Annotated in this window: 21 protein-coding genes; 17 read left to right on the top strand and 4 right to left on the bottom strand. The window is 57.4% G+C overall.

The genetic code is table 11. The features are described 5' to 3' along the window. Positions 1 to 2 precede the first annotated feature (2 nt). Entirely contained in the window at positions 3 to 674 is a 672-nt protein-coding gene (gene queE, locus NWV12_RS17540; RefSeq protein WP_023333236.1) for a 7-carboxy-7-deazaguanine synthase QueE, read from the top strand. Positions 675 to 702: 28 nt separating this feature from the next. On the opposite strand, the gene queD is transcribed toward queE, so the two are convergent. Then, positions 703 to 1,065: a 6-carboxytetrahydropterin synthase QueD gene (gene queD, locus NWV12_RS17535; protein WP_023309002.1), complete on the bottom strand. Its 363-nt coding sequence runs from the start codon at positions 1,063 to 1,065 to the stop codon at positions 703 to 705. Positions 1,066 to 1,371: 306 nt separating this feature from the next. On the opposite strand from queD, the gene cysJ reads away from it, so the two are divergent. Genes cysJ through cysH form a run of 3 tightly spaced genes read left to right on the top strand, consistent with a single transcriptional unit; the run spans position 1,372 to position 5,639 of the window. Then, entirely contained in the window at positions 1,372 to 3,177 is a 1,806-nt protein-coding gene (gene cysJ, locus NWV12_RS17530; RefSeq protein WP_048979254.1) for an NADPH-dependent assimilatory sulfite reductase flavoprotein subunit, read from the top strand. Beyond that, entirely contained in the window at positions 3,177 to 4,889 is a 1,713-nt protein-coding gene (gene cysI, locus NWV12_RS17525) for an assimilatory sulfite reductase (NADPH) hemoprotein subunit (protein WP_048979255.1), read from the top strand. Before cysJ ends, cysI begins: the two co-directional genes overlap by 1 nt. A 15-nt stretch (positions 4,890 to 4,904) precedes the next feature. Continuing rightward, the gene (gene cysH, locus NWV12_RS17520) at positions 4,905 to 5,639 is read left to right on the top strand and encodes a phosphoadenosine phosphosulfate reductase (RefSeq protein WP_033146413.1); all 735 of its coding nucleotides are present in this window, start codon (positions 4,905 to 4,907) and stop codon (positions 5,637 to 5,639) included. Between the two features lie 116 nt (positions 5,640 to 5,755). Here cysH and NWV12_RS17515 read toward each other — a convergent pair whose 3' ends face one another. Further along, on the bottom strand, positions 5,756 to 6,799 hold the full coding sequence (locus NWV12_RS17515; RefSeq protein WP_047650262.1) for an aminopeptidase: 1,044 nt from the start codon (positions 6,797 to 6,799) through the stop codon (positions 5,756 to 5,758). Positions 6,800 to 7,036: 237 nt separating this feature from the next. On the opposite strand from NWV12_RS17515, the gene cysG reads away from it, so the two are divergent. The 13 genes from cysG (at position 7,037) to rpoS (ending at position 18,125) form a co-directional block, all read left to right on the top strand. Next, the gene (gene cysG / locus NWV12_RS17510; RefSeq protein ID WP_048979256.1) at positions 7,037 to 8,395 is read left to right on the top strand and encodes a siroheme synthase CysG; all 1,359 of its coding nucleotides are present in this window, start codon (positions 7,037 to 7,039) and stop codon (positions 8,393 to 8,395) included. Between the two features lie 9 nt (positions 8,396 to 8,404). After that, positions 8,405 to 9,313: a sulfate adenylyltransferase subunit CysD gene (gene cysD, locus NWV12_RS17505; RefSeq protein WP_010434549.1), complete on the top strand. Its 909-nt coding sequence runs from the start codon at positions 8,405 to 8,407 to the stop codon at positions 9,311 to 9,313. A gap of 9 nt (positions 9,314 to 9,322) precedes the next feature. Then, entirely contained in the window at positions 9,323 to 10,747 is a 1,425-nt protein-coding gene (cysN, locus tag NWV12_RS17500; RefSeq protein WP_048979257.1) for a sulfate adenylyltransferase subunit CysN, read from the top strand. Beyond that, a complete protein-coding gene (gene cysC / locus NWV12_RS17495; protein WP_010434543.1) occupies positions 10,747 to 11,352 on the top strand; it encodes an adenylyl-sulfate kinase in 606 nt (201 codons plus the stop codon). Before cysN ends, cysC begins: the two co-directional genes overlap by 1 nt. 58 nt (positions 11,353 to 11,410) lie before the next feature. Continuing rightward, entirely contained in the window at positions 11,411 to 11,737 is a 327-nt protein-coding gene (locus NWV12_RS17490; RefSeq protein WP_008499610.1) for a DUF3561 family protein, read from the top strand. 166 nt (positions 11,738 to 11,903) lie between these two features. Next, positions 11,904 to 12,215, top strand: coding sequence for a cell division protein FtsB (gene ftsB / locus NWV12_RS17485; protein WP_008499609.1), 312 nt, complete (start codon positions 11,904 to 11,906; stop codon positions 12,213 to 12,215). 19 nt (positions 12,216 to 12,234) lie between these two features. Continuing rightward, entirely contained in the window at positions 12,235 to 12,945 is a 711-nt protein-coding gene (gene ispD, locus NWV12_RS17480) for a 2-C-methyl-D-erythritol 4-phosphate cytidylyltransferase (RefSeq protein WP_033146408.1), read from the top strand. Then, positions 12,945 to 13,424, top strand: coding sequence for a 2-C-methyl-D-erythritol 2,4-cyclodiphosphate synthase (gene ispF / locus NWV12_RS17475; RefSeq protein ID WP_029741541.1), 480 nt, complete (start codon positions 12,945 to 12,947; stop codon positions 13,422 to 13,424). The genes ispD and ispF overlap by 1 nt, the downstream gene beginning before the upstream one ends. After that, complete coding sequence (gene truD / locus NWV12_RS17470; protein WP_048979258.1) at positions 13,421 to 14,470, top strand: tRNA pseudouridine(13) synthase TruD; 1,050 nt, start codon at positions 13,421 to 13,423, stop codon at positions 14,468 to 14,470. Before ispF ends, truD begins: the two co-directional genes overlap by 4 nt. Next, positions 14,451 to 15,212, top strand: a complete 762-nt coding sequence (gene surE / locus NWV12_RS17465; RefSeq protein ID WP_023308990.1) for a 5'/3'-nucleotidase SurE — start codon at positions 14,451 to 14,453, stop codon at positions 15,210 to 15,212. Before truD ends, surE begins: the two co-directional genes overlap by 20 nt. After that, positions 15,206 to 15,832 carry a protein-L-isoaspartate(D-aspartate) O-methyltransferase gene (locus tag NWV12_RS17460; protein WP_023333224.1) on the top strand — a complete coding sequence of 209 codons (627 nt, stop codon included), beginning with the start codon at positions 15,206 to 15,208 and terminating at the stop codon, positions 15,830 to 15,832. Before surE ends, NWV12_RS17460 begins: the two co-directional genes overlap by 7 nt. 116 nt (positions 15,833 to 15,948) lie before the next feature. Then, entirely contained in the window at positions 15,949 to 17,073 is a 1,125-nt protein-coding gene (nlpD, locus tag NWV12_RS17455) for a murein hydrolase activator NlpD (RefSeq protein ID WP_033146405.1), read from the top strand. Between the two features lie 59 nt (positions 17,074 to 17,132). Beyond that, positions 17,133 to 18,125, top strand: coding sequence for an RNA polymerase sigma factor RpoS (rpoS, locus tag NWV12_RS17450; RefSeq protein WP_008499600.1), 993 nt, complete (start codon positions 17,133 to 17,135; stop codon positions 18,123 to 18,125). 52 nt (positions 18,126 to 18,177) lie between these two features. Here rpoS and NWV12_RS17445 read toward each other — a convergent pair whose 3' ends face one another. Both NWV12_RS17445 and NWV12_RS17440 read right to left on the bottom strand, forming a co-directional pair. Then, the gene (locus tag NWV12_RS17445; RefSeq protein ID WP_048979259.1) at positions 18,178 to 18,555 is read right to left on the bottom strand and encodes a DUF4440 domain-containing protein; all 378 of its coding nucleotides are present in this window, start codon (positions 18,553 to 18,555) and stop codon (positions 18,178 to 18,180) included. After that, on the bottom strand, positions 18,552 to 19,754 hold the full coding sequence (locus NWV12_RS17440) for an MFS transporter (protein WP_048979260.1): 1,203 nt from the start codon (positions 19,752 to 19,754) through the stop codon (positions 18,552 to 18,554). The genes NWV12_RS17445 and NWV12_RS17440 overlap by 4 nt, the downstream gene beginning before the upstream one ends. Between the last annotated feature and the right edge of the window lie 5 nt (positions 19,755 to 19,759).

Here is a 19,759-nt window from a genome sequence, read left to right as displayed (position 1 = left end):
CTATGCAGTACCCGATTAACGAGATGTTCCAGACCCTGCAAGGCGAGGGTTACTTTACCGGCGTTCCCGCTATTTTCATTCGTTTACAGGGATGCCCGGTTGGCTGTGCCTGGTGTGATACCAAACATACGTGGGATAAGCTCGCAGATCGGGAAGTGTCGCTGTTTAGCATTCTGGCGAAAACCAAAGAGAGCGATAAGTGGGGCGCGGGCAGTTCAGAAGATCTGCTGGCCATTATTGGTCGTCAGGGCTGGACGGCGCGCCACGTGGTGATCACCGGCGGTGAACCCTGCATCCACGATCTGACGCCGCTGACCGAGCTGCTCGAAAAGAACGGCTACAGCTGCCAGATTGAAACCAGCGGCACCCATGAAGTGCGCTGTTCACACACCACCTGGGTGACGGTATCGCCAAAAGTGAATATGCGCGGCGGGTATGACGTGCTGTCTCAGGCGCTGGAACGCGCGGATGAGATTAAGCACCCGGTTGGGCGCGTGCGTGATATCGAAGCGCTGGATGAACTGCTGGCAACGCTGACGGATGAAAAGCAGCGCGTCATTGCGCTACAGCCGATCAGCCAGAAAGACGACGCGACGCGCCTGTGCATTGAAACCTGTATTGCGCGCAACTGGCGCCTGTCGATGCAGACGCATAAGTACCTGAATATTGCCTAAAAAAAAGCCCGGTTTAGCCGGGCTTTTTTTACTCCCCGCGATAGATACAGCCGGCGGTACAGGTCTCTTTGATCATCACCGCGCTCAGCAGCGGCACCAGCGGCTTCATCTGATCCCAAATCCATTTCGCCAGCACTTCGCTGGTCGGGTTTTCAAGGCCCGGGATATCATTCAGGTAGTAATGATCCAGACGATCGTAGGTCGGCTTAAACGCCGCCTTCAGCTCGGCAAAATCCATGATCCAACCGGTATGCGGATCAACTTCACCGGTGATCTCAAGACGCACCATGAACGAATGCCCGTGCAGACGGCCGCATTTATGCCCTTCAGGGACATGCGGAAGGTGGTGGGCGGCTTCGAAGGTGAAATCTTTAAACAGTGTGGTGGACATGATCGCTCTCAGTAATGCGGAAAAAACCGCCGCATAGTACCGGAAAGCACAATTTTTAGCATTAACTAAAACGGCTCTGAAGCCTGGCGTCTCGTTAACAGGCGTTTTTTGATGCTTTTATCGATAATTTTCAGTGGGTTAATTAATCGCTTTTATCGCTAAGTATGACAACTAAAACAGGTTAGTCCATTTAGTTATTTATTATTTCCATCCCTTCTTTAATTGTTATTATCCTCGCCGTTAACCTTATCTTCAGTTTGGATTTATTCGCTTAAAGTCCGCTTGGCTACTGGAACATAACGACGCATGACAACACAGGCCCCACCTTCAAATTTGCTTCCCCTGAACCCGGAGCAACTGGCGCGCCTTCAGGCTGCCACCTCTGATTTTTCTCCCACTCAGCTTGCCTGGGTCTCCGGTTATTTCTGGGGAATGCTCAATCAGCAGCCTGGCGCAGTGGCGGGTGCACCGGTAACGGCCGTTGAAATTCCGGCTATTACCCTCATTTCCGCCTCGCAGACGGGCAATGCGCGCCGCGTGGCCGAAGCGCTGCGTGACGACCTGCTGGCCGCCAAACTGAACGTGAACCTGGTCAACGCCGGCGATTATAAATTTAAGCAAATCGCGTCAGAAAAACTGCTGGTGGTGGTCGCCTCTACCCAGGGCGAAGGTGAACCAGCTGAAGAAGCTGTGGCCCTGCACAAGTTCCTGTTCTCGAAAAAAGCGCCGAAGCTGGATGGCACGGCGTTTGCCGTATTTGGCCTTGGCGATACCTCGTATGAATTCTTCTGCCAGTCCGGTAAAGACTTCGACGGCAGGCTGGCTGAGCTGGGCGCGGAGCGCCTGCTGGACCGCGTTGACGCGGATGTTGAATACCAGACCGCCGCTGCCGAATGGCGTGCGCGCATCGTTGAGGTGTTGAAAGCGCGCGTGCCGAAAGAGACGTCGGCGCAGGCCTCGTTCACCGCGACGGGTGCCGTCAACGACATCCATACCAGCCCGTACACCAAAGAGGCGCCGCTGACGGCGAGCCTGTCGGTGAACCAGAAAATCACCGGACGCGACTCGGAAAAAGACGTGCGCCATATCGAAATCGATCTCGGCGACTCTGGCCTGCGCTATCAGCCTGGCGACGCGCTGGGTATCTGGTATCAGAACGATCCGGCTCTGGTGAAAGAGCTGGTTGAGCTGCTGTGGCTGAAGGGTGACGAGCCCGTCACCGTTGACGGCAAAACCCAGCCGCTTGCAGAGGCGCTGCAGTGGCATTTCGAGCTGACGGTGAACACCCCGAATATCGTCGAAAATTATGCCACCTTAACGCGCAGCGAATCCCTGCTGCCGCTGGTGGGCGACAAAGCGAAGCTGCAGCATTACGCCGCGACGACGCCAATTGTCGATATGGTGCGTTTCTCTCCGGCTCAGCTGGATGCGGATGCGCTGATCGGCCTGCTGCGACCGCTGACGCCGCGCCTGTACTCCATCGCCTCTTCGCAGGCCGAAGTGGAGAGTGAAGTGCATATTACCGTCGGCGTGGTGCGCTACGACATCGAAGGCCGCGCCCGTGCGGGTGGGGCATCAAGCTTCCTGGCGGATCGCGTCGAAGAAGAGGGCGAAGTGCGCGTCTTTATCGAGCACAACGACAACTTCCGCCTGCCGACGAACCCGGAAACGCCGGTCATCATGATTGGCCCGGGCACAGGCATTGCGCCCTTCCGCGCCTTCATGCAGCAGCGCGCGACAGATGAAGCGCCGGGTAAAAACTGGCTGTTCTTCGGCAACCCGCACTTTACCGAAGATTTCCTCTACCAGGTTGAGTGGCAGCGCTATGTTAAAGAAGGCGTACTGACCCGCATCGATCTGGCCTGGTCCCGCGACCAGAAAGAAAAAGTATACGTACAAGACAAACTGCGCGAACAGGGTGCAGAGCTGTGGCGCTGGATCAATGACGGTGCCCACATTTATGTCTGCGGCGACGCCAATCGCATGGCGAAAGACGTTGAGCAGGCACTGCTGGAAGTGATTGCCGAATTCGGCGGTATGGATGCCGAAACGGCGGATGAATTTTTAAGTGAGCTGCGCGTTGAGCGCCGTTATCAGCGAGATGTCTACTAATGAGCGAAAAACATCCAGGGCCACTGGTGGTCGAAGGTAAACTGACAGACGCCGAGCGCATGAAGCTGGAAAGCAACTATCTGCGCGGCACCATTGCTGAAGATCTGAATGACGGTCTCACCGGCGGCTTCAAAGGCGACAACTTCCTGCTGATCCGCTTCCACGGCATGTATCAGCAGGACGATCGCGACATCCGCGCCGAGCGTGCCGAACAGAAGCTGGAGCCGCGTCATGCGATGCTGCTGCGCTGCCGTCTGCCGGGCGGGGTGATCACCACCAAACAGTGGCAGGCCATCGACAAGTTTGCCGGTGAAAACACGATTTATGGCAGCATCCGCCTGACCAACCGTCAGACCTTCCAGTTCCACGGCATTCTGAAGAAGAACGTCAAGCCGGTGCATCAGATGCTGCACTCGGTCGGGCTGGACGCGCTGGCGACCGCCAACGACATGAACCGTAACGTGCTCTGCACGTCGAACCCGTATGAGTCCCAGCTGCACGCCGAAGCGTACGAGTGGGCGAAGAAGATCTCTGAGCACCTGCTGCCGCGCACCCGCGCCTATGCGGAGATTTGGCTCGATCAGGAAAAAGTCGCGACCACGGACGAAGAACCGATCCTTGGCCAGACCTATCTGCCGCGTAAGTTTAAAACCACGGTCGTGATCCCACCGCAGAACGATATCGACCTGCACGCCAACGACATGAACTTCGTGGCGATTGCTGAAAACGGCAAGCTGATTGGCTTTAACCTGCTGGTGGGCGGCGGCCTGTCCATTGAACACGGTAATAAGAAAACCTACGCCCGCACCGCGAGCGAGTTCGGCTTCCTGCCGCTGGAGCACACGCTGGCCGTGGCGGAAGCGGTAGTGACCACGCAGCGCGACTGGGGCAACCGTACCGACCGTAAAAACGCGAAAACCAAATACACCCTGGAGCGCGTGGGCGTTGAGACGTTCAAAGAGGAAGTGGAGCGTCGTGCGGGCATCAAATTTGAGCCGATCCGCCCTTACGAATTCACCGGTCGCGGCGATCGCATTGGCTGGGTGAAAGGTATCGACAATAAATGGCACCTGACGCTGTTTATCGAAAACGGTCGTATTCTGGATTATCCGGGCCGTCCGCTGAAAACCGGTCTGCTGGAAATTGCTAAGATCCATAAAGGCGAATTCCGCATTACCGCTAACCAGAATCTCATTATTGCCGGCGTGCCGGAAAGCCAGAAGGCGAAGATCGAGAAGCTGGCGCGCGATCACGGGTTAATGGATGCGGTTAAGCCGCAGCGTGAAAACTCCATGGCCTGCGTGTCGTTCCCGACCTGTCCGCTGGCGATGGCCGAAGCGGAACGTTTCCTGCCGTCATTCACTGACAAAGTGGAGGCGATTCTGGAAAAACACGGTATTCCGGACGAGCATATTGTTATGCGCGTCACCGGCTGCCCGAACGGCTGCGGCCGCGCGATGCTGGCCGAGCTGGGTCTGGTGGGGAAAGCGCCGGGTCGTTACAACTTGCACCTGGGCGGTAACCGTATCGGCACGCGCATTCCGCGTATGTTCCGCGAGAACATTACCGAGCCGGAAATCCTTGATTCCATCGACGAGCTTGTCGGGCGCTGGGCGAAAGAGCGCGAAGCGGGTGAAGGCTTCGGCGACTTTACGGTGCGTGCGGGCATCATTCGCCCGGTGCTCGATCCCGCAAGGGATTTCTGGGAGTAACCACGAGAGGTAATTATGTCCGTACTCGATCTAAACGCCCTTAACGATCTGCCTAAAGTCGAACGCATTCTGGCGCTGGCAGAAACCAATGCCCGCCTTGAAAAGCTGGACGCCGAAGGGCGCGTTGCGTGGGCGCTGGAAAACCTGCCGGGAGACTATGTGCTCTCGTCGAGCTTTGGTATTCAGGCGGCGGTCAGCCTGCATCTGGTGAATCAGATCCGTCCGGACATTCCGGTGATCCTTACCGATACCGGCTACCTGTTTCCTGAAACCTACCAGTTTATTGACGAGCTGACGGACAAGCTCAAGCTGAACCTCAAAGTGTACCGCGCGACGGAAAGCGCGGCCTGGCAGGAGGCGCGCTACGGTAAGCTGTGGGAGCAGGGCGTTGAGGGCATTGAGAAATACAATGAGATCAACAAAGTCGAGCCGATGAACCGGGCGCTGAAAGAGCTCAATGCGCAGACGTGGTTTGCGGGGCTGCGCCGCGAGCAGTCCGGCAGCCGTGCAACCTTACCGGTGCTGGCGGTCCAGCGCGGGGTATTTAAAGTGCTGCCGATTATCGACTGGGATAACCGTACGGTGTATCAGTATCTGCAAAAACACGGGCTGAAGTACCATCCGCTGTGGGACCAGGGCTATCTGTCGGTGGGCGACACCCACACCACGCGCAAATGGGAACCGGGAATGGCGGAAGAAGAGACGCGATTCTTTGGGCTGAAGCGCGAGTGCGGGCTGCACGAAGGGTGATTCCTTATCCCCCCCTCACCCTAACCCTCTCCCCTAAGGGGAGAGGGGATTGCTCGGAGCCGTCTTTTCTCCCTCGCCCCTTAGGGGAGAGGGCAGGGGTGAGGGGAAAATAAGCACTAGGCTTTCCCCGCTTTCGCCAGCTCCTTCACCAGCGGCAGCATGACCTTCACCACATCACGACTGCGGTGCTCAATCCGCTGCGGCAGCGCGCTGTCAATGTGCTGCTGATTATCCAGCATCACGTTGTGCCAGCTTGTCCCGTCCGGGAAGGCTTTCGATTTAGCGCGTTGCTGATAGCCATCTTTCTTGCCCAATGCCCAGTTTGTCGCTTCCACGTACAGCACCGGAATGCCCGCCTTATCGAACACTTCCCCGTCGTTGCAGCAGCCTGTTCCGCGTGGGAAAGCAGGATTCCCGCCCGGATTGGTCGTGGCAAAAACGCCATGGCTGCGGGCAATCGCCAGCGCCCGGTCGCGCGTCAGTTTCCGCACGGGTCCCGGCGTACTCTGCCCGCTGTTGAAATAAAGCTTATCGCCGACGATCAGGTTATCGAGGTTGATCACCAGCAGCGTATTTTTCTTCTCCTCAGCGCTCATGCGTTTAAGGAGATTCTCAGCGCCGAGTTTGCCCTCTTCCTCACCGCTGGTGGCCACGAAACGAATGCCATACTGGGTAGGAATATCTTTCATCCGTTCGGCCAGTTCGAGCATCACGCCCAGGCCCGCCGCGTTGTCGTCCATGCCCTGCAGCGTCAGCCCGCCGAGGTTGTTATCCGTATCGGCATCGCTCATCGGGGCGTAGGTATCAAGGTGCGCCATAATAATAATCTGTTCAGCCGCGCGACCTTCATGCGCCGCGATAACCGTACTGCCGGTCACGTTATGCCAGTTTTTCGTTTTATTTCGTGAGGTATAGACGTAGCGGCTGTGAAACGACCGGATATCGCTCTGGTAGCCCATCCCGGCAAACTGCTGGCGAAGATAGTCCGCGGAGAGCATCTCTGCAGGCGAGCCGGTCATGCGGCCAGGAAAGACGGTGGCAATATGCCGCGCCTGCATAGTGGCGATTTCACCATAAGGTTGGTTTTTTGCCTGGGCAGGAAGAATAAAGCAAACGCCGAGCGCCAGGGCAGCAATACGGTGGCGCGTTGCGGAAAACATAGTGAGTCCTTAAAAACTGAGCAAAATATTAACCCGCCTAGTATGAAACTGTGATCGCCCATACACAATTTGAATTGCTCTTAAATGCCCGATATTTCGCGTGTTAAGCACTTTTTGGTATTAGCTTTTTCACGGCGTTATTCCATTGAGTAACTACTCATTCCAATTCGTAATTTCATTCGGTCTAAGCCGCCCCCTATAGTCCCTTTATTCCTCGTTGTTAGTGAGTTGTTGCTTGTGGACTATCTGCCCTTATTTGCCGCGATAAAAGAGAAGCCGGTGCTGGTTGTTGGCACGGGTGAAATTGCCGATCGCAAAATCGCGTTTTTGCAGCGCGCAGGGGCGCAGGTGCGGGTAGTGGCAGAAGCGGATTTTGACGAATCACAAATCGACAGCGTCGTGCTGGTAATTGCGGCGACCGAAGATCGCGACCTGAACCGGCGGATTTCCGATGCCGCTCAGGCCCGCTACCGCCTGGTGAACGTGGTGGACGACCAGCCGTTATGTTCGTTCATCTTCCCGTCGATCGTTGACCGTTCTCCGCTGCTGGTGGCGATCTCCTCCGGCGGTACCGCACCGGTGCTGGCGCGCGTGCTGCGTGAAAAAATCGAAGCGCTGCTGCCGACCAGCCTCGGGCGCATGGCGGAAAAAGCCAGCTACTGGCGCAACCACCTGAAAACGCGCCTGACCAGCGTAACGGAACGCCGTCGCTTCTGGGAGCGCGTGTTTCGCGGCCGCTTTGCCAGCCTGATGCATGCCGGTAATGAGACGGCAGCGCAGAAAATCCTCGAGGACGAACTGGATAACCCCGGCAGCACGGGCGGGGAGATCATTCTGGTGGGGGCAGGGCCGGGCGATGCCGGGCTTCTGACGCTGCGCGGCCTGCAGGTGCTACAGGACGCGGACGTGGTGTTCTACGACCATCTGGTCACCGACGGCGTGCGCGAGCTGATCCGTCGCGACGCGGAGCAAATCTGCGTCGGCAAACGGGCTGGCGAGCACTCGGTGCCGCAGCACGACACCAACCAGATGCTGGTTGCCGCCGCCAAAGCGGGTAAAACCGTGGTGCGCCTGAAAGGGGGCGATCCGTTCATTTTCGGTCGCGGCGGCGAAGAGCTGCAGGCGGCAGCCGAAGCGGGCGTACCGTTCCAGGTGGTACCCGGCATCACGGCGGCCTCTGCGGTAACGGCCTACGCCGGTATTCCGTTGACCCACCGCGATTACGCCCAGAGCGTGACCTTTGTGACCGGCCACTACAAGGCCGACAGCACGCCGTTCGACTGGTCGCATCTCGCCCAGAGCCGCCAGACGCTGGCGATATACATGGGCACGATGAAGGCCGCGGACATCAGCGAACAGCTTATTCAGCACGGTCGCGAGGCGACGACGCCCGTTGCCGTCATTTCTCGCGGCACGCGCGTCGATCAGCACGTTGCGACGGGCACGCTGGAACATCTTGCAACCCTGGCGAAAGACGCCCCGATGCCCGCCCTGATCGTGGTGGGTGAAGTGGTGCAGCTGCACAGCACGCTCGCCTGGTTCCAACACACAACCGATACAGAAGGCTTTGGTTCTTCTGTCGTAAATTTGGCTTAAGGAACGGTTATGGACCAAAAACGTCTTACACACCTGCGGCAGCTCGAAGCGGAGAGTATCCATATTATCCGCGAAGTGGCCGCCGAGTTTTCTAACCCGGTGATGATGTACTCCATCGGTAAAGATTCCAGCGTCATGCTGCATCTGGCGCGTAAAGCGTTTTATCCGGGCACGCTGCCGTTCCCGCTGCTGCACGTGGATACCGGCTGGAAATTCCGCGAAATGTACGAGTTCCGCGACCGTACCGCGAAAGCCTACGGCTGCGAGCTGCTGGTGCATAAAAACCCGGAAGGGGTGGCGATGGGCATTAACCCGTTCGTGCACGGCAGCGCCAAGCACACCGATATCATGAAAACCGAAGGGCTTAAGCAGGCGCTGAACAAATACGGTTTTGACGCGGCCTTCGGCGGCGCGCGCCGTGACGAGGAGAAATCCCGCGCCAAAGAACGTATCTACTCCTTCCGCGACCGCTTCCACCGCTGGGATCCGAAAAACCAGCGTCCGGAGCTGTGGCACAACTACAACGGTCAGATTAACAAAGGCGAAAGCATTCGCGTCTTCCCGCTCTCCAACTGGACCGAGCTGGATATCTGGCAGTACATCTATCTGGAAAACATTGAAATCGTTCCGCTGTATCTGGCCGCCGAGCGCCCGGTGCTGGAGCGCGACGGCATGCTGATGATGATCGACGACGATCGTATCGACCTGCAGCCGGGCGAAGTGATCAAACAACAGATGGTGCGCTTCCGTACCCTCGGCTGCTGGCCGCTGACCGGGGCGGTGGAATCCAGCGCGCAGACGCTGCCGGAGATCATCGAAGAGATGCTGGTGTCCACCACCAGCGAGCGACAGGGGCGCGTGATTGACCGCGACCAGGCAGGCTCCATGGAGCTGAAGAAACGTCAGGGTTATTTCTAAGGAGCCGCCATGAATACCACTATTGCTCAACAAATTGCCAACGAAGGCGGCGTGGAAGCGTATCTGCACGCGCAACAACACAAAAGCCTGCTGCGTTTTCTGACCTGCGGCAGCGTGGATGACGGGAAAAGTACCCTGATTGGCCGCCTGTTGCACGATACGCGCCAGATTTACGAAGATCAGCTCTCTTCCCTGCATAACGACAGTAAGCGTCACGGCACCCAGGGTGAAAAACTCGACCTGGCGCTGCTGGTGGACGGCCTGCAGGCCGAGCGCGAGCAGGGCATCACCATCGATGTGGCCTACCGCTACTTCTCTACCGAGAAGCGCAAATTTATTATCGCCGATACCCCGGGGCACGAGCAGTACACCCGCAACATGGCGACCGGCGCGTCCACCTGCGACCTGGCGATCCTGCTGATGGACGCGCGAAAAGGCGTGCTGGATCAGACCCGTCGTCACAGCTTTATCTCGACGCTGCTGGGGATCAAACACCTGGTGGTGGCGGTCAACAAGATGGATCTGGTGAACTTCAGCGAAGAGAAGTTCGAGGAGATCCGCCAGAGCTATCTGACCTTTGCCGAACAGCTGCCGGGCAACCTGGATATTCGCTTTGTACCGCTCTCGGCGCTGGAAGGGGATAACGTCGCCTCCCAGAGCGCGAACATGCCGTGGTACAGCGGTCCGACGCTGCTGGAAGTGCTGGAAACCGTTGAAATTCAGCGCGTGGTCGACACCCAGCCGATGCGCTTCCCGGTGCAGTACGTGAACCGTCCAAACCTCGATTTCCGCGGTTTCTCAGGCACCCTCGCGTCAGGCTCCGTAAAGGTAGGTCAGCGCGTCAAGGTACTGCCATCCGGCGTGGAATCGACTATCGCCCGCATCGTCACCTTCGACGGTGACCTGCAGGAAGCGGGCGCCGGTGAAGCCGTAACGCTGGTGCTGAAAGACGAAATTGATATCAGCCGGGGCGACCTGCTGGTCGACGCGCAGGAAACGCTGGCGGCAGTGCAGGGGGCTTCCGTGGACGTGGTCTGGATGGCAGAACAGCCGCTGACCGCTGGCCAGAGCTATGACATCAAAATTGCCGGCAAGAAAACCCGCGCCCGCGTGGACGGTATTCAGTTCCAGATGGATATCAACAACCTGACCCAGCGTGACGTCACCGAGCTGCCGCTGAACGGCATTGGTCTGGTCGATCTGACCTTCGACGAACCGCTGGTGCTGGATCCGTATCAGCAGAATCCGGTCACGGGAGGTCTTATCTTTATCGACAGGCTGACCAACGTTACCGTCGGGGCCGGTATGGTTCGCGAACCGATTAAACAGGCTGCCGCGACGTCTGAATTCAGCGTCTTCGAGCTGGAACTGAACGCGCTGGTGCGTAAACACTTCCCGCACTGGGGTGCACGCGACCTGCTGGGAGGCAAGTAATGGCCGCCCATGATGAGAACGTCGTCTGGCATCCTCATCCGGTCACCGTCGCCCAGCGCGAACAGCTCCACGGTCATCGTGGGGTTGTGCTGTGGTTTACCGGGCTGTCTGGCTCGGGTAAATCGACGGTGGCCGGCGCGCTGGAAGAGGCGTTGCATCAGCAGGGCGTAAGCACGTACCTGCTGGATGGCGACAACGTGCGTCACGGCCTGTGCAGCGATTTAGGGTTTAGCGACGATGACCGCAAAGAGAACATCCGCCGGGTGGGCGAAGTCGCCAGCCTGATGGCTGACGCCGGGCTGGTGGTGCTGACCGCGTTTATCTCTCCGCACCGCGCCGAGCGCCAGATGGTGCGCGAACGCGTGGGTCAGGATCGCTTTATCGAGGTGTTTGTCGATACGCCGCTGGAGATTTGCGAAGCGCGCGACCCGAAAGGGCTGTACAAGAAAGCGCGTGCCGGAGAACTGCGCAACTTCACCGGAATTGACGCGGTATACGAAGCGCCTGAATCGCCTGAAATTCACCTGGAAGGTCAACAATTGGTAACAAATTTAGTAAGCCAATTATTAGACCTGCTCAGACGGGACGATATTATCAGATCCTGAGGCGGTATCGTTCGGGAGCTGTCTTCCCGAACGATCAGTCACGGTCACAGGATTAGCTATGCGCAACAGTGAACATTACATCACCACCACCGGGTCGGAGCCGCTAGCGACCGACGACGAAACGACCTGGTCATTTCCTGGGGCCATCATTGGCTTCGTCTCATGGCTGCTGGCGCTTGGCATTCCGTTTCTCATCTACGGCGGCAACACGCTGTTCTTCTTTCTCTACACCTGGCCTTTCTTTCTGGCGTTGATGCCCGTGGCGGTTGTCGTCGGCATTGCGCTGCACTCGCTGCTCAACGGTAAGCTCCTGTACAGCACCGTGGTCACGATTGTGACGGTGGTTCTGATGTTTGGCCTGTTATTTTTGTGGCTCATGGGCTAACTTCAGCCATAATTCAAACCGTAACCAACTGTGTAACGATATTGTGCAGGACGATTCTGCGGAAAAAATGTGGTACATTTGCCCGCGATGTTGCGGCATCTCTGTTACCCCGGCGTAGTGCTCTGGGGAAGTCTTGGGATGATGATGCCGTTTTTCAGGGGGCAGGATGGGTAAACTAACGCTGCTGTTGCTGGCTTTGCTAATCTGGCTGCAATATTCGCTGTGGTTCGGTAAGAACGGACTGCACGACTATAGCCGGGTGAGCGATGACGTCGCGGCTCAGCAGGCAACAAACGCCAAACTTAAGGCGCGAAACGATCAACTCTTTGCTGAAATTGATGACCTCAATGGCGGGCAAGAGGCGATTGAGGAACGCGCACGCAATGAACTCAGTATGACTAAGCCGGGCGAAACCTTTTATCGTCTGGTTCCGGATGCGTCTAAACGCAATCAGGGCTCAGCACAAAACAATCGATAATCAGGCCCAGGATTACGACATGGCAGTAACTTTTTCGGACGTATGCGCCGTGGTGCCGGCCGCAGGTTTTGGCCGGCGCATGCAGACAGAATGTCCCAAGCAGTACCTCTCTATTGGCGATAAAACGATCCTCGAGCACGCCGTGGCGGCGCTGCTGGCGCACCCGCGGGTGACGCGTGTGATCATCGCTATCAGCCCTGGCGATGCGCGCTTCGCGCAGCTGCCGCTGGCAAATCATCCACATATTACCGTCGTTGACGGTGGCGCCGAACGCGCCGATTCCGTGCTGGCGGGCATTCAGGCCGCCGGAAACGCGTCGTGGGTGCTGGTACATGACGCGGCGCGTCCGTGCCTGCATCAGGACGATCTTGCGCGCCTGCTGGCGCTAAGCGAAACAAGCAAGGTTGGCGGGATTCTGGCCGCGCCGGTGCGCGACACTATGAAGCGCGCCGAGCCGGGCAAACAGGCTATCGCCCACACCGTCGATCGCGTCGATTTATGGCACGCGCTGACGCCACAATTTTTCCCCCGCGAATTACTCCACGGCTGCTTAACGCGAGCGCTTAAAGAAGGTGCGACCATCACGGACGAAGCCTCCGCGCTAGAGTATTGCGGTTTCCACCCTGAGCTTGTTGAAGGACGCGCTGATAATATTAAAGTGACGCGTCCGGAAGATTTACAGCTTGCGGAATTTTATCTTACCCGTTCGACCCATCAGGAGAAGGCATAATGCGAATTGGACACGGTTTTGATGTACACGCCTTTGGCGGAGAAGGCCCAATTATCATTGGCGGCGTGCGCATTCCCTATGAAAAAGGACTGCTGGCGCATTCTGATGGCGACGTGGCACTGCATGCGCTGACCGACGCGCTGTTGGGCGCTGCCGCGCTGGGCGATATCGGCAAGCTGTTCCCGGACACCGACCCGGCATTTAAAGGCGCGGACAGCCGCGAACTGCTGCGCGAAGCGTGGCGCCGCATTCAGGCGAAAGGCTACACCCTCGGCAACGTCGACGTGACGATTATTGCCCAGGCCCCGAAAATGCTGCCGCATATTCCGCAGATGCGCGTGTTTATTGCAGAAGATCTGGGCTGCCATATGGACGACGTGAACGTTAAAGCGACGACGACCGAGAAGCTGGGCTTTACCGGGCGTGGAGAAGGAATTGCCTGTGAAGCCGTGGCGCTGCTGCTGAAGGCGAGCAAATGACAGACTTCGACAACCTGACATACCTGCACGCTAAACCGCAGGGGAACGGGGTGCTGAAAGCCAGCCCGGAAGATTTCCTCGTGGTGGAGGATCTGGGCTTTGAGCCGGATGGCGAAGGCGAACATATCCTGGTGCGTATTCTGAAAAATGGCTGCAATACCCGCTTTGTGGCCGACGCGCTGGCAAAATTCCTCAAAATCCATGCCCGCGAAGTGAGCTTTGCCGGACAGAAAGATAAACACGCCGTCACGGAACAGTGGCTCTGCGCGCGCGTTCCCGGCAATACGATGCCTGATTTAAGCAAATTTGAGCTTGAAGGCTGTAAGGTACTGGAGTTCGCCCGCCACAAGCGCAAACTGCGTCTGGGGGCGTTGAAGGGGAACGACTTTACGCTGGTGCTGCGTGAAGTGTCTCACCGCGAAGACGTTGAAAAACGTCTGAACGCGATCAGTGAACGCGGTGTACCGAACTACTTTGGCGCGCAGCGCTTTGGCATTGGCGGCAGCAACCTGCAGGGTGCGCTGCGCTGGGCGCAAAGCGATGCCCCGGTGCGCGACAGGAATAAACGCAGTTTTTGGTTGTCGGCGGCCCGCAGCGCGTTGTTTAATCAGATTGTGAGCGAAAGGCTGAAAAAACCGGACGCGAATCAAGTTGTTGTTGGCGATGCGCTACAATTAGCGGGACGCGGAAGCTGGTTTGTGGCAACGGCTGAAGAAATGGCCGATGTGCAGTCGCGCGTGGACGCAAAAGCGCTGATGATTACCGCCGCGCTGCCTGGTACGGGCGACTGGGGAACACAGGGCGACGCGCTGGCTGCCGAGCAGTTAGCCGTAGCGGATGCGCCAGAATTGCAATCCTTGCTGGTGCGGGAAAAAGTCGAAGCGGCACGCCGCGCGATGCTGCTCTATCCGCAGCAGTTAAGCTGGAACTGGTGGGATGACGTGACCGTCGAGTTACGCTTCTGGCTACCGGCAGGTAGCTTTGCCACCAGTGTTGTCAGGGAACTTATCAACACCTCGGGTGATTATGCGAATATTGCTGAGTAACGATGACGGTATCCACGCGCCAGGCATTCAGACCCTGGCGAAACACCTCCGCGAATTCGCGGACGTGCAGGTCGTGGCGCCCGATCGTAACCGCAGTGGAGCGTCTAACTCCCTGACGCTGGAGTCGTCGCTTCGCACCTTTACCTTTGAAAATGGCGATATTGCCGTGCAGATGGGCACGCCAACCGACTGCGTTTTTCTGGGCGTGAACGCGCTGATGCGGCCGCGTCCGGATATCGTTGTTTCCGGCATTAACGCCGGTCCTAACCTCGGCGATGACGTGATTTACTCCGGCACCGTGGCGGCCGCAATGGAAGGGCGCCATCTTGGATTCCCGGCGCTGGCGGTCTCGTTAAACGGCCACACGCACTACGACACCGCCGCCGCGGTGACCTGTTCGATCCTGCGGGCGCTCGGCCGCGAGCCGTTGCGTACCGGGCGCATCCTCAACATCAACGTGCCGGATCTTCCTCTCGATGAAATTAAAGGCATTCGCGTCACCCGTTGCGGAAGCCGACATCCTGCCGATCAGGTGATCCCGCAGCAGGATCCTCGCGGCAACACGCTTTACTGGATTGGCCCTCCCGGCGATAAGTGCGATGCGGGTCCGGATACCGACTTTGCCGCCGTGGATGAAGGCTATGTTTCGGTTACCCCGCTGCACGTAGATTTAACCGCGTATAGCGCGCATGATGTGGTGTCGGGCTGGCTGGATCGCGCAGGAGTGAACGCGCAATGGTAAACAAACGTGTACAAACTCTTCTGGAACAACTCCGCGCGCAGGGGATCCGCGACGAGCACGTGCTTGAAGCGCTTGCTCAGGTTCCGCGTGAGAAATTTGTAGACGAGGCGTTTGAACACAAAGCGTGGGAAAACGTGGCGCTGCCCATCGGACAGGGCCAGACGATTTCGCAGCCTTACATGGTGGCGCGCATGACGGAGCTGCTGGAGCTGACGCCTGACTCCCGCGTGCTGGAGATTGGCACCGGGTCGGGGTATCAAACCGCGATCCTGGCGCATCTGGTTCATCATGTATGCTCCGTTGAACGGATTAAAGGTTTACAGTGGCAGGCGCGTCGTCGCCTGAAACAACTTGATTTACATAATGTTTCGACACGACACGGTGATGGATGGCAGGGTTGGAAGGCGCGCGCGCCGTTTGACGCGATCATCGTGACGGCGGCCCCGCCTGAAATTCCTGCGGCCCTGTTGTCGCAGCTGGATGAGGGGGGCATTCTTGTTCTGCCCGTCGGGGACGAGCAGCAGCTTTTGAAGCGCGTTCGTCGGCGCGGCGGCGAGTTTATTATCGACACCGTGGAAGCCGTGCGCTTTGTGCCTCTGGTCAAGGGGGAGTTGGCCTGAGACTCGGAATTATCCAGGGTTATTAAGGCAAATTCAGCGTATGGTGTGGCGCGAAAGATTCGTGCCATCACGGTAAATTTTAAGTCACTGGTAGTTAACACATTCCTGGGGGATAAATGAGCGCGGGAAGCCCTAAATTCACCATCAGCCGTGTTGCGGCATTATCACTGGTTTCGCTCTGGCTGGCAGGCTGTACAAGTTCTAATAACGCGCCTGCGCCCGTCAGTTCTGTCGGCGGAAACAGCGGCTCGGGTAACACGTCCGGCGGAATGTTGATCACTCCTCCGCCTAAAATGGGCACCTCTACGGCGCAACAAAATCCGCCAATCCAGCCGGTTCAGCGTCCAATGACGCAGCCGACGCAGATTCAGCCAGTGGAACAGCCTGTTCAGACCCAAAATGGCCGCATAGTCTATAACCGTCAGTATGGGAACATTCCGAAAGGCAGCTATACCGGTGGCAGCACCTATACCGTGAAACGCGGGGATACGCTGTTCTACATTGCGTGGATCACCGGGAACGATTTCCGTGACCTCGCGCAGCGCAATAACGTCCAGGCCCCATACGGTCTGGAAGTTGGGCAAACGCTCCAGGTTGGCAACGCGACGGGCACGCCGCTTACGCCTGGCAACACCGTTTCAGCGGCCGATGTGACGGCTCAAAATAACAGCGTTAAGCCTGCACAAAAATCCACCACGGTGGTTGCTTCACAACCTGTAATTACGTATTCTGAGGATTCAGGTGATCAGACTGCTAACAAAATGTTGCCGAATAATAAAGGGACTGCGACTGTTGTCACAGCACCGGTGACGGCACCTGTGGTTAGCTCTACTGAACCGACTGCCAGCAGTATGACCTCCAGTTCGCCAATCTCTGCATGGCGCTGGCCAACTGACGGCAAGGTTATCGAGAACTTCTCTTCCTCCGAGGGGGGAAATAAAGGGATCGATATCGCAGGGAGTAAAGGACAGGCTATCATCGCGACCGCAGACGGGCGCGTTGTGTATGCCGGTAACGCTCTGCGCGGTTACGGTAATCTTATTATCATCAAACATAACGATGATTACCTGAGTGCCTACGCCCATAACGACACAATGCTGGTCCGGGAACAACAAGAAGTTAAGGCGGGGCAAAAAATCGCTACCATGGGTAGCACCGGAACCAGTTCTACACGCTTGCATTTTGAAATTCGTTACAAGGGGAAATCCGTAAACCCGCTGCAGTATTTGCCGCAGCGATAATTTGACGGGGCATGCCAGCCAGGGTGTCTCGTTCAGGGATCACGGGTAGGAGCCACCTTATGAGTCAGAATACGCTGAAAGTTCATGATTTAAATGAAGACGCGGAATTTGATGAGAACGGAGTAGAGGCTTTTGACGAAAAAGCCTTAGTAGAAGAGGAACCCAGTGATAACGATTTGGCTGAAGAAGAGCTGTTATCGCAGGGTGCCACACAGCGTGTACTGGACGCGACTCAGCTTTACCTTGGGGAGATTGGTTACTCCCCACTGCTAACGGCCGAAGAAGAAGTCTATTTCGCACGTCGTGCTTTGCGTGGTGATGTAGCCTCGCGTCGTCGCATGATTGAAAGTAACCTGCGACTGGTCGTGAAAATTGCCCGCCGTTACGGCAATCGTGGTCTGGCTCTGCTGGATCTGATTGAAGAGGGCAACTTAGGTCTCATCCGCGCAGTTGAGAAGTTTGACCCGGAACGCGGGTTCCGTTTCTCAACCTACGCGACCTGGTGGATTCGTCAGACCATCGAACGGGCTATTATGAACCAGACCCGTACGATCCGCCTGCCGATTCACATCGTCAAAGAGTTGAACGTTTATCTGCGTACCGCACGCGAGTTGTCCCATAAACTGGACCACGAGCCAAGCGCAGAAGAGATTGCTGAGCAACTCGATAAACCGGTTGATGACGTAAGCCGTATGCTGCGTCTCAACGAGCGCATTACCTCCGTTGACACCCCGCTGGGTGGCGACTCCGAAAAAGCGCTGCTGGACATTCTGGCCGATGAAAAAGACAACGGTCCGGAAGACACCACGCAGGACGATGACATGAAGCAGAGCATCGTCAAATGGCTGTTCGAACTGAACGCCAAACAGCGTGAAGTGCTGGCACGTCGTTTCGGTTTACTGGGGTATGAAGCTGCGACACTGGAAGACGTCGGCCGCGAAATTGGCCTGACCCGTGAACGTGTTCGTCAGATTCAGGTTGAAGGTCTGCGCCGCCTGCGTGAAATCCTGCAGGGGCAAGGTCTGAACATCGAAGCGCTGTTCCGCGAATAAGCAACCTTTCGTCAAAAAAGGCCCGTCGTGAGACGGGCCTTTTTCTTTTGCGCTACGGCTTAGCCGTTTCGTGCAGCAGACGCCACACTATCCGATCGCCTTCCTGATTGAGCACCGCGGTTGACCAGCGCACGTTGACGGGCAGGTCCGGCCGGGTTTGCGTCTCCCGGTAGTGGAGCACCGCGCCACGATCCCAGCGCTGGATCGTGGATAATTCGTCAATGACGATCTTCAGTCCTGGACGGCTTCCGCGCTGATTTTCCAGAAAACTGGCAAGACCGATATAGTCGATCTGAATGCCGCCCGGCGGGATCATCAGAAAATCCGGGCTGAAGCGGGCGAGCAGGGCGTCGGGATCTCCTTCTCCTTTGCCTAACCAGTTTTCAAGCGCAATGTGGAGGTCGATAATGTCGTGTTCGAAAGGCGTCATGAATTCTCTTGTCGCAGCTGGGTGAGCACCTGCGTATTGTTAAGACGAAAAACGTACGGTACAGGCAGAAAGGTCATGCCTGCGGCAAAAATAAACATCCCGTGCCAGGCCGCGAGCGGTGGCAGCCAGACCTGCGCCAGGTTCAGCGTCTGCGCCAGCAGCAGGGCGCCGGCAAAAAAGCTCAGCTGACGATTAAGATTCCACAGCGCGCTGGCATCCGGCATCTCTTCCCGGCGCGTCGTCAGAAAAGCGCTGCTCTGAGCCGTACTGCTGCACAGGCTTCCCCCCGCGCCCATCAGGGTAAACGCAACGCCAGGCAGCAGCGTAGCCGAACTGACGTTAATCAAAAGCAGGATACCCGTCGCCTGCAGCAGGCAGCCGATGACGATCAGCGGCCGGGGGCCAATACGGTTAAAATAGCGTCCCGTTGCCGTGATGGCGATAAACGATGCCGCGGACCACGGCAGCATGAGCATCCCCGTTGCGGCTGGGCTCATGTTCGCCACGTGCTGAAGATAAAACATGCCCGTGACGTTCACCCCAATAAACATGCCGGGTACGCAGATATAGACAAGCATGGAAAAACGCAAAAGCGGGTCCGCGAGCAACGACAGGTTTAGCAGCCTGGCCGCTTTCATCGCGGGCATTTCGTGTTTAAGCCACAGGCAGGCCAAAACAAAGGTCACGATAGCGACCGGTAGCGTGGCGAAAAATATCCATCGCCAGCTGAACGTCTGCACCAGCAGGCCTCCGATAGCAGGGGAGCAGGCCGGGGCCAGCAACGCAACCAGCATCACCGCCGAGGAGAGTCGGGCACGCTCGTGAGGCTTAAACTGTTGCCAGGTCAGCGCCTGTCCGACGGGGATCAGTAAGCCCCCTCCCACGCCCTGGAGTACTCGCCAGGCGATCAGGCTTTCAAGCGTTGCAGACAGGCCTGCCGCAGCGGAGGCTGCGCTGAACAGAAAAAGCGAGAGCAGGATGACGCGCTTTGGCCCGATGCGGCGCGTGAGCACGCTGCTAAACGGGATCACCAGCGTCAGGCCGGCAATGTACCCGTTACTGACCCAGGCAAGGGCTGAAGGCGTGGTGTTAAAGGCGTGAGCCATTGCCGGGAAGGCGACGCTGGCAATGAACATGTTGATCAAATCAAGAAAAAAGCCCAGCAGATAAACAGCGGCGACTTTGCTGCGATACGTCATGGTGG

Source organism: Enterobacter sp. Crenshaw (genome assembly GCF_024734705.1).
Lineage (GTDB): Bacteria > Pseudomonadota > Gammaproteobacteria > Enterobacterales > Enterobacteriaceae > Enterobacter > Enterobacter asburiae_B.
Note: the sequence above shows the minus strand (reverse complement) of the source record. Positions and strands in the feature narration are given on the sequence as shown.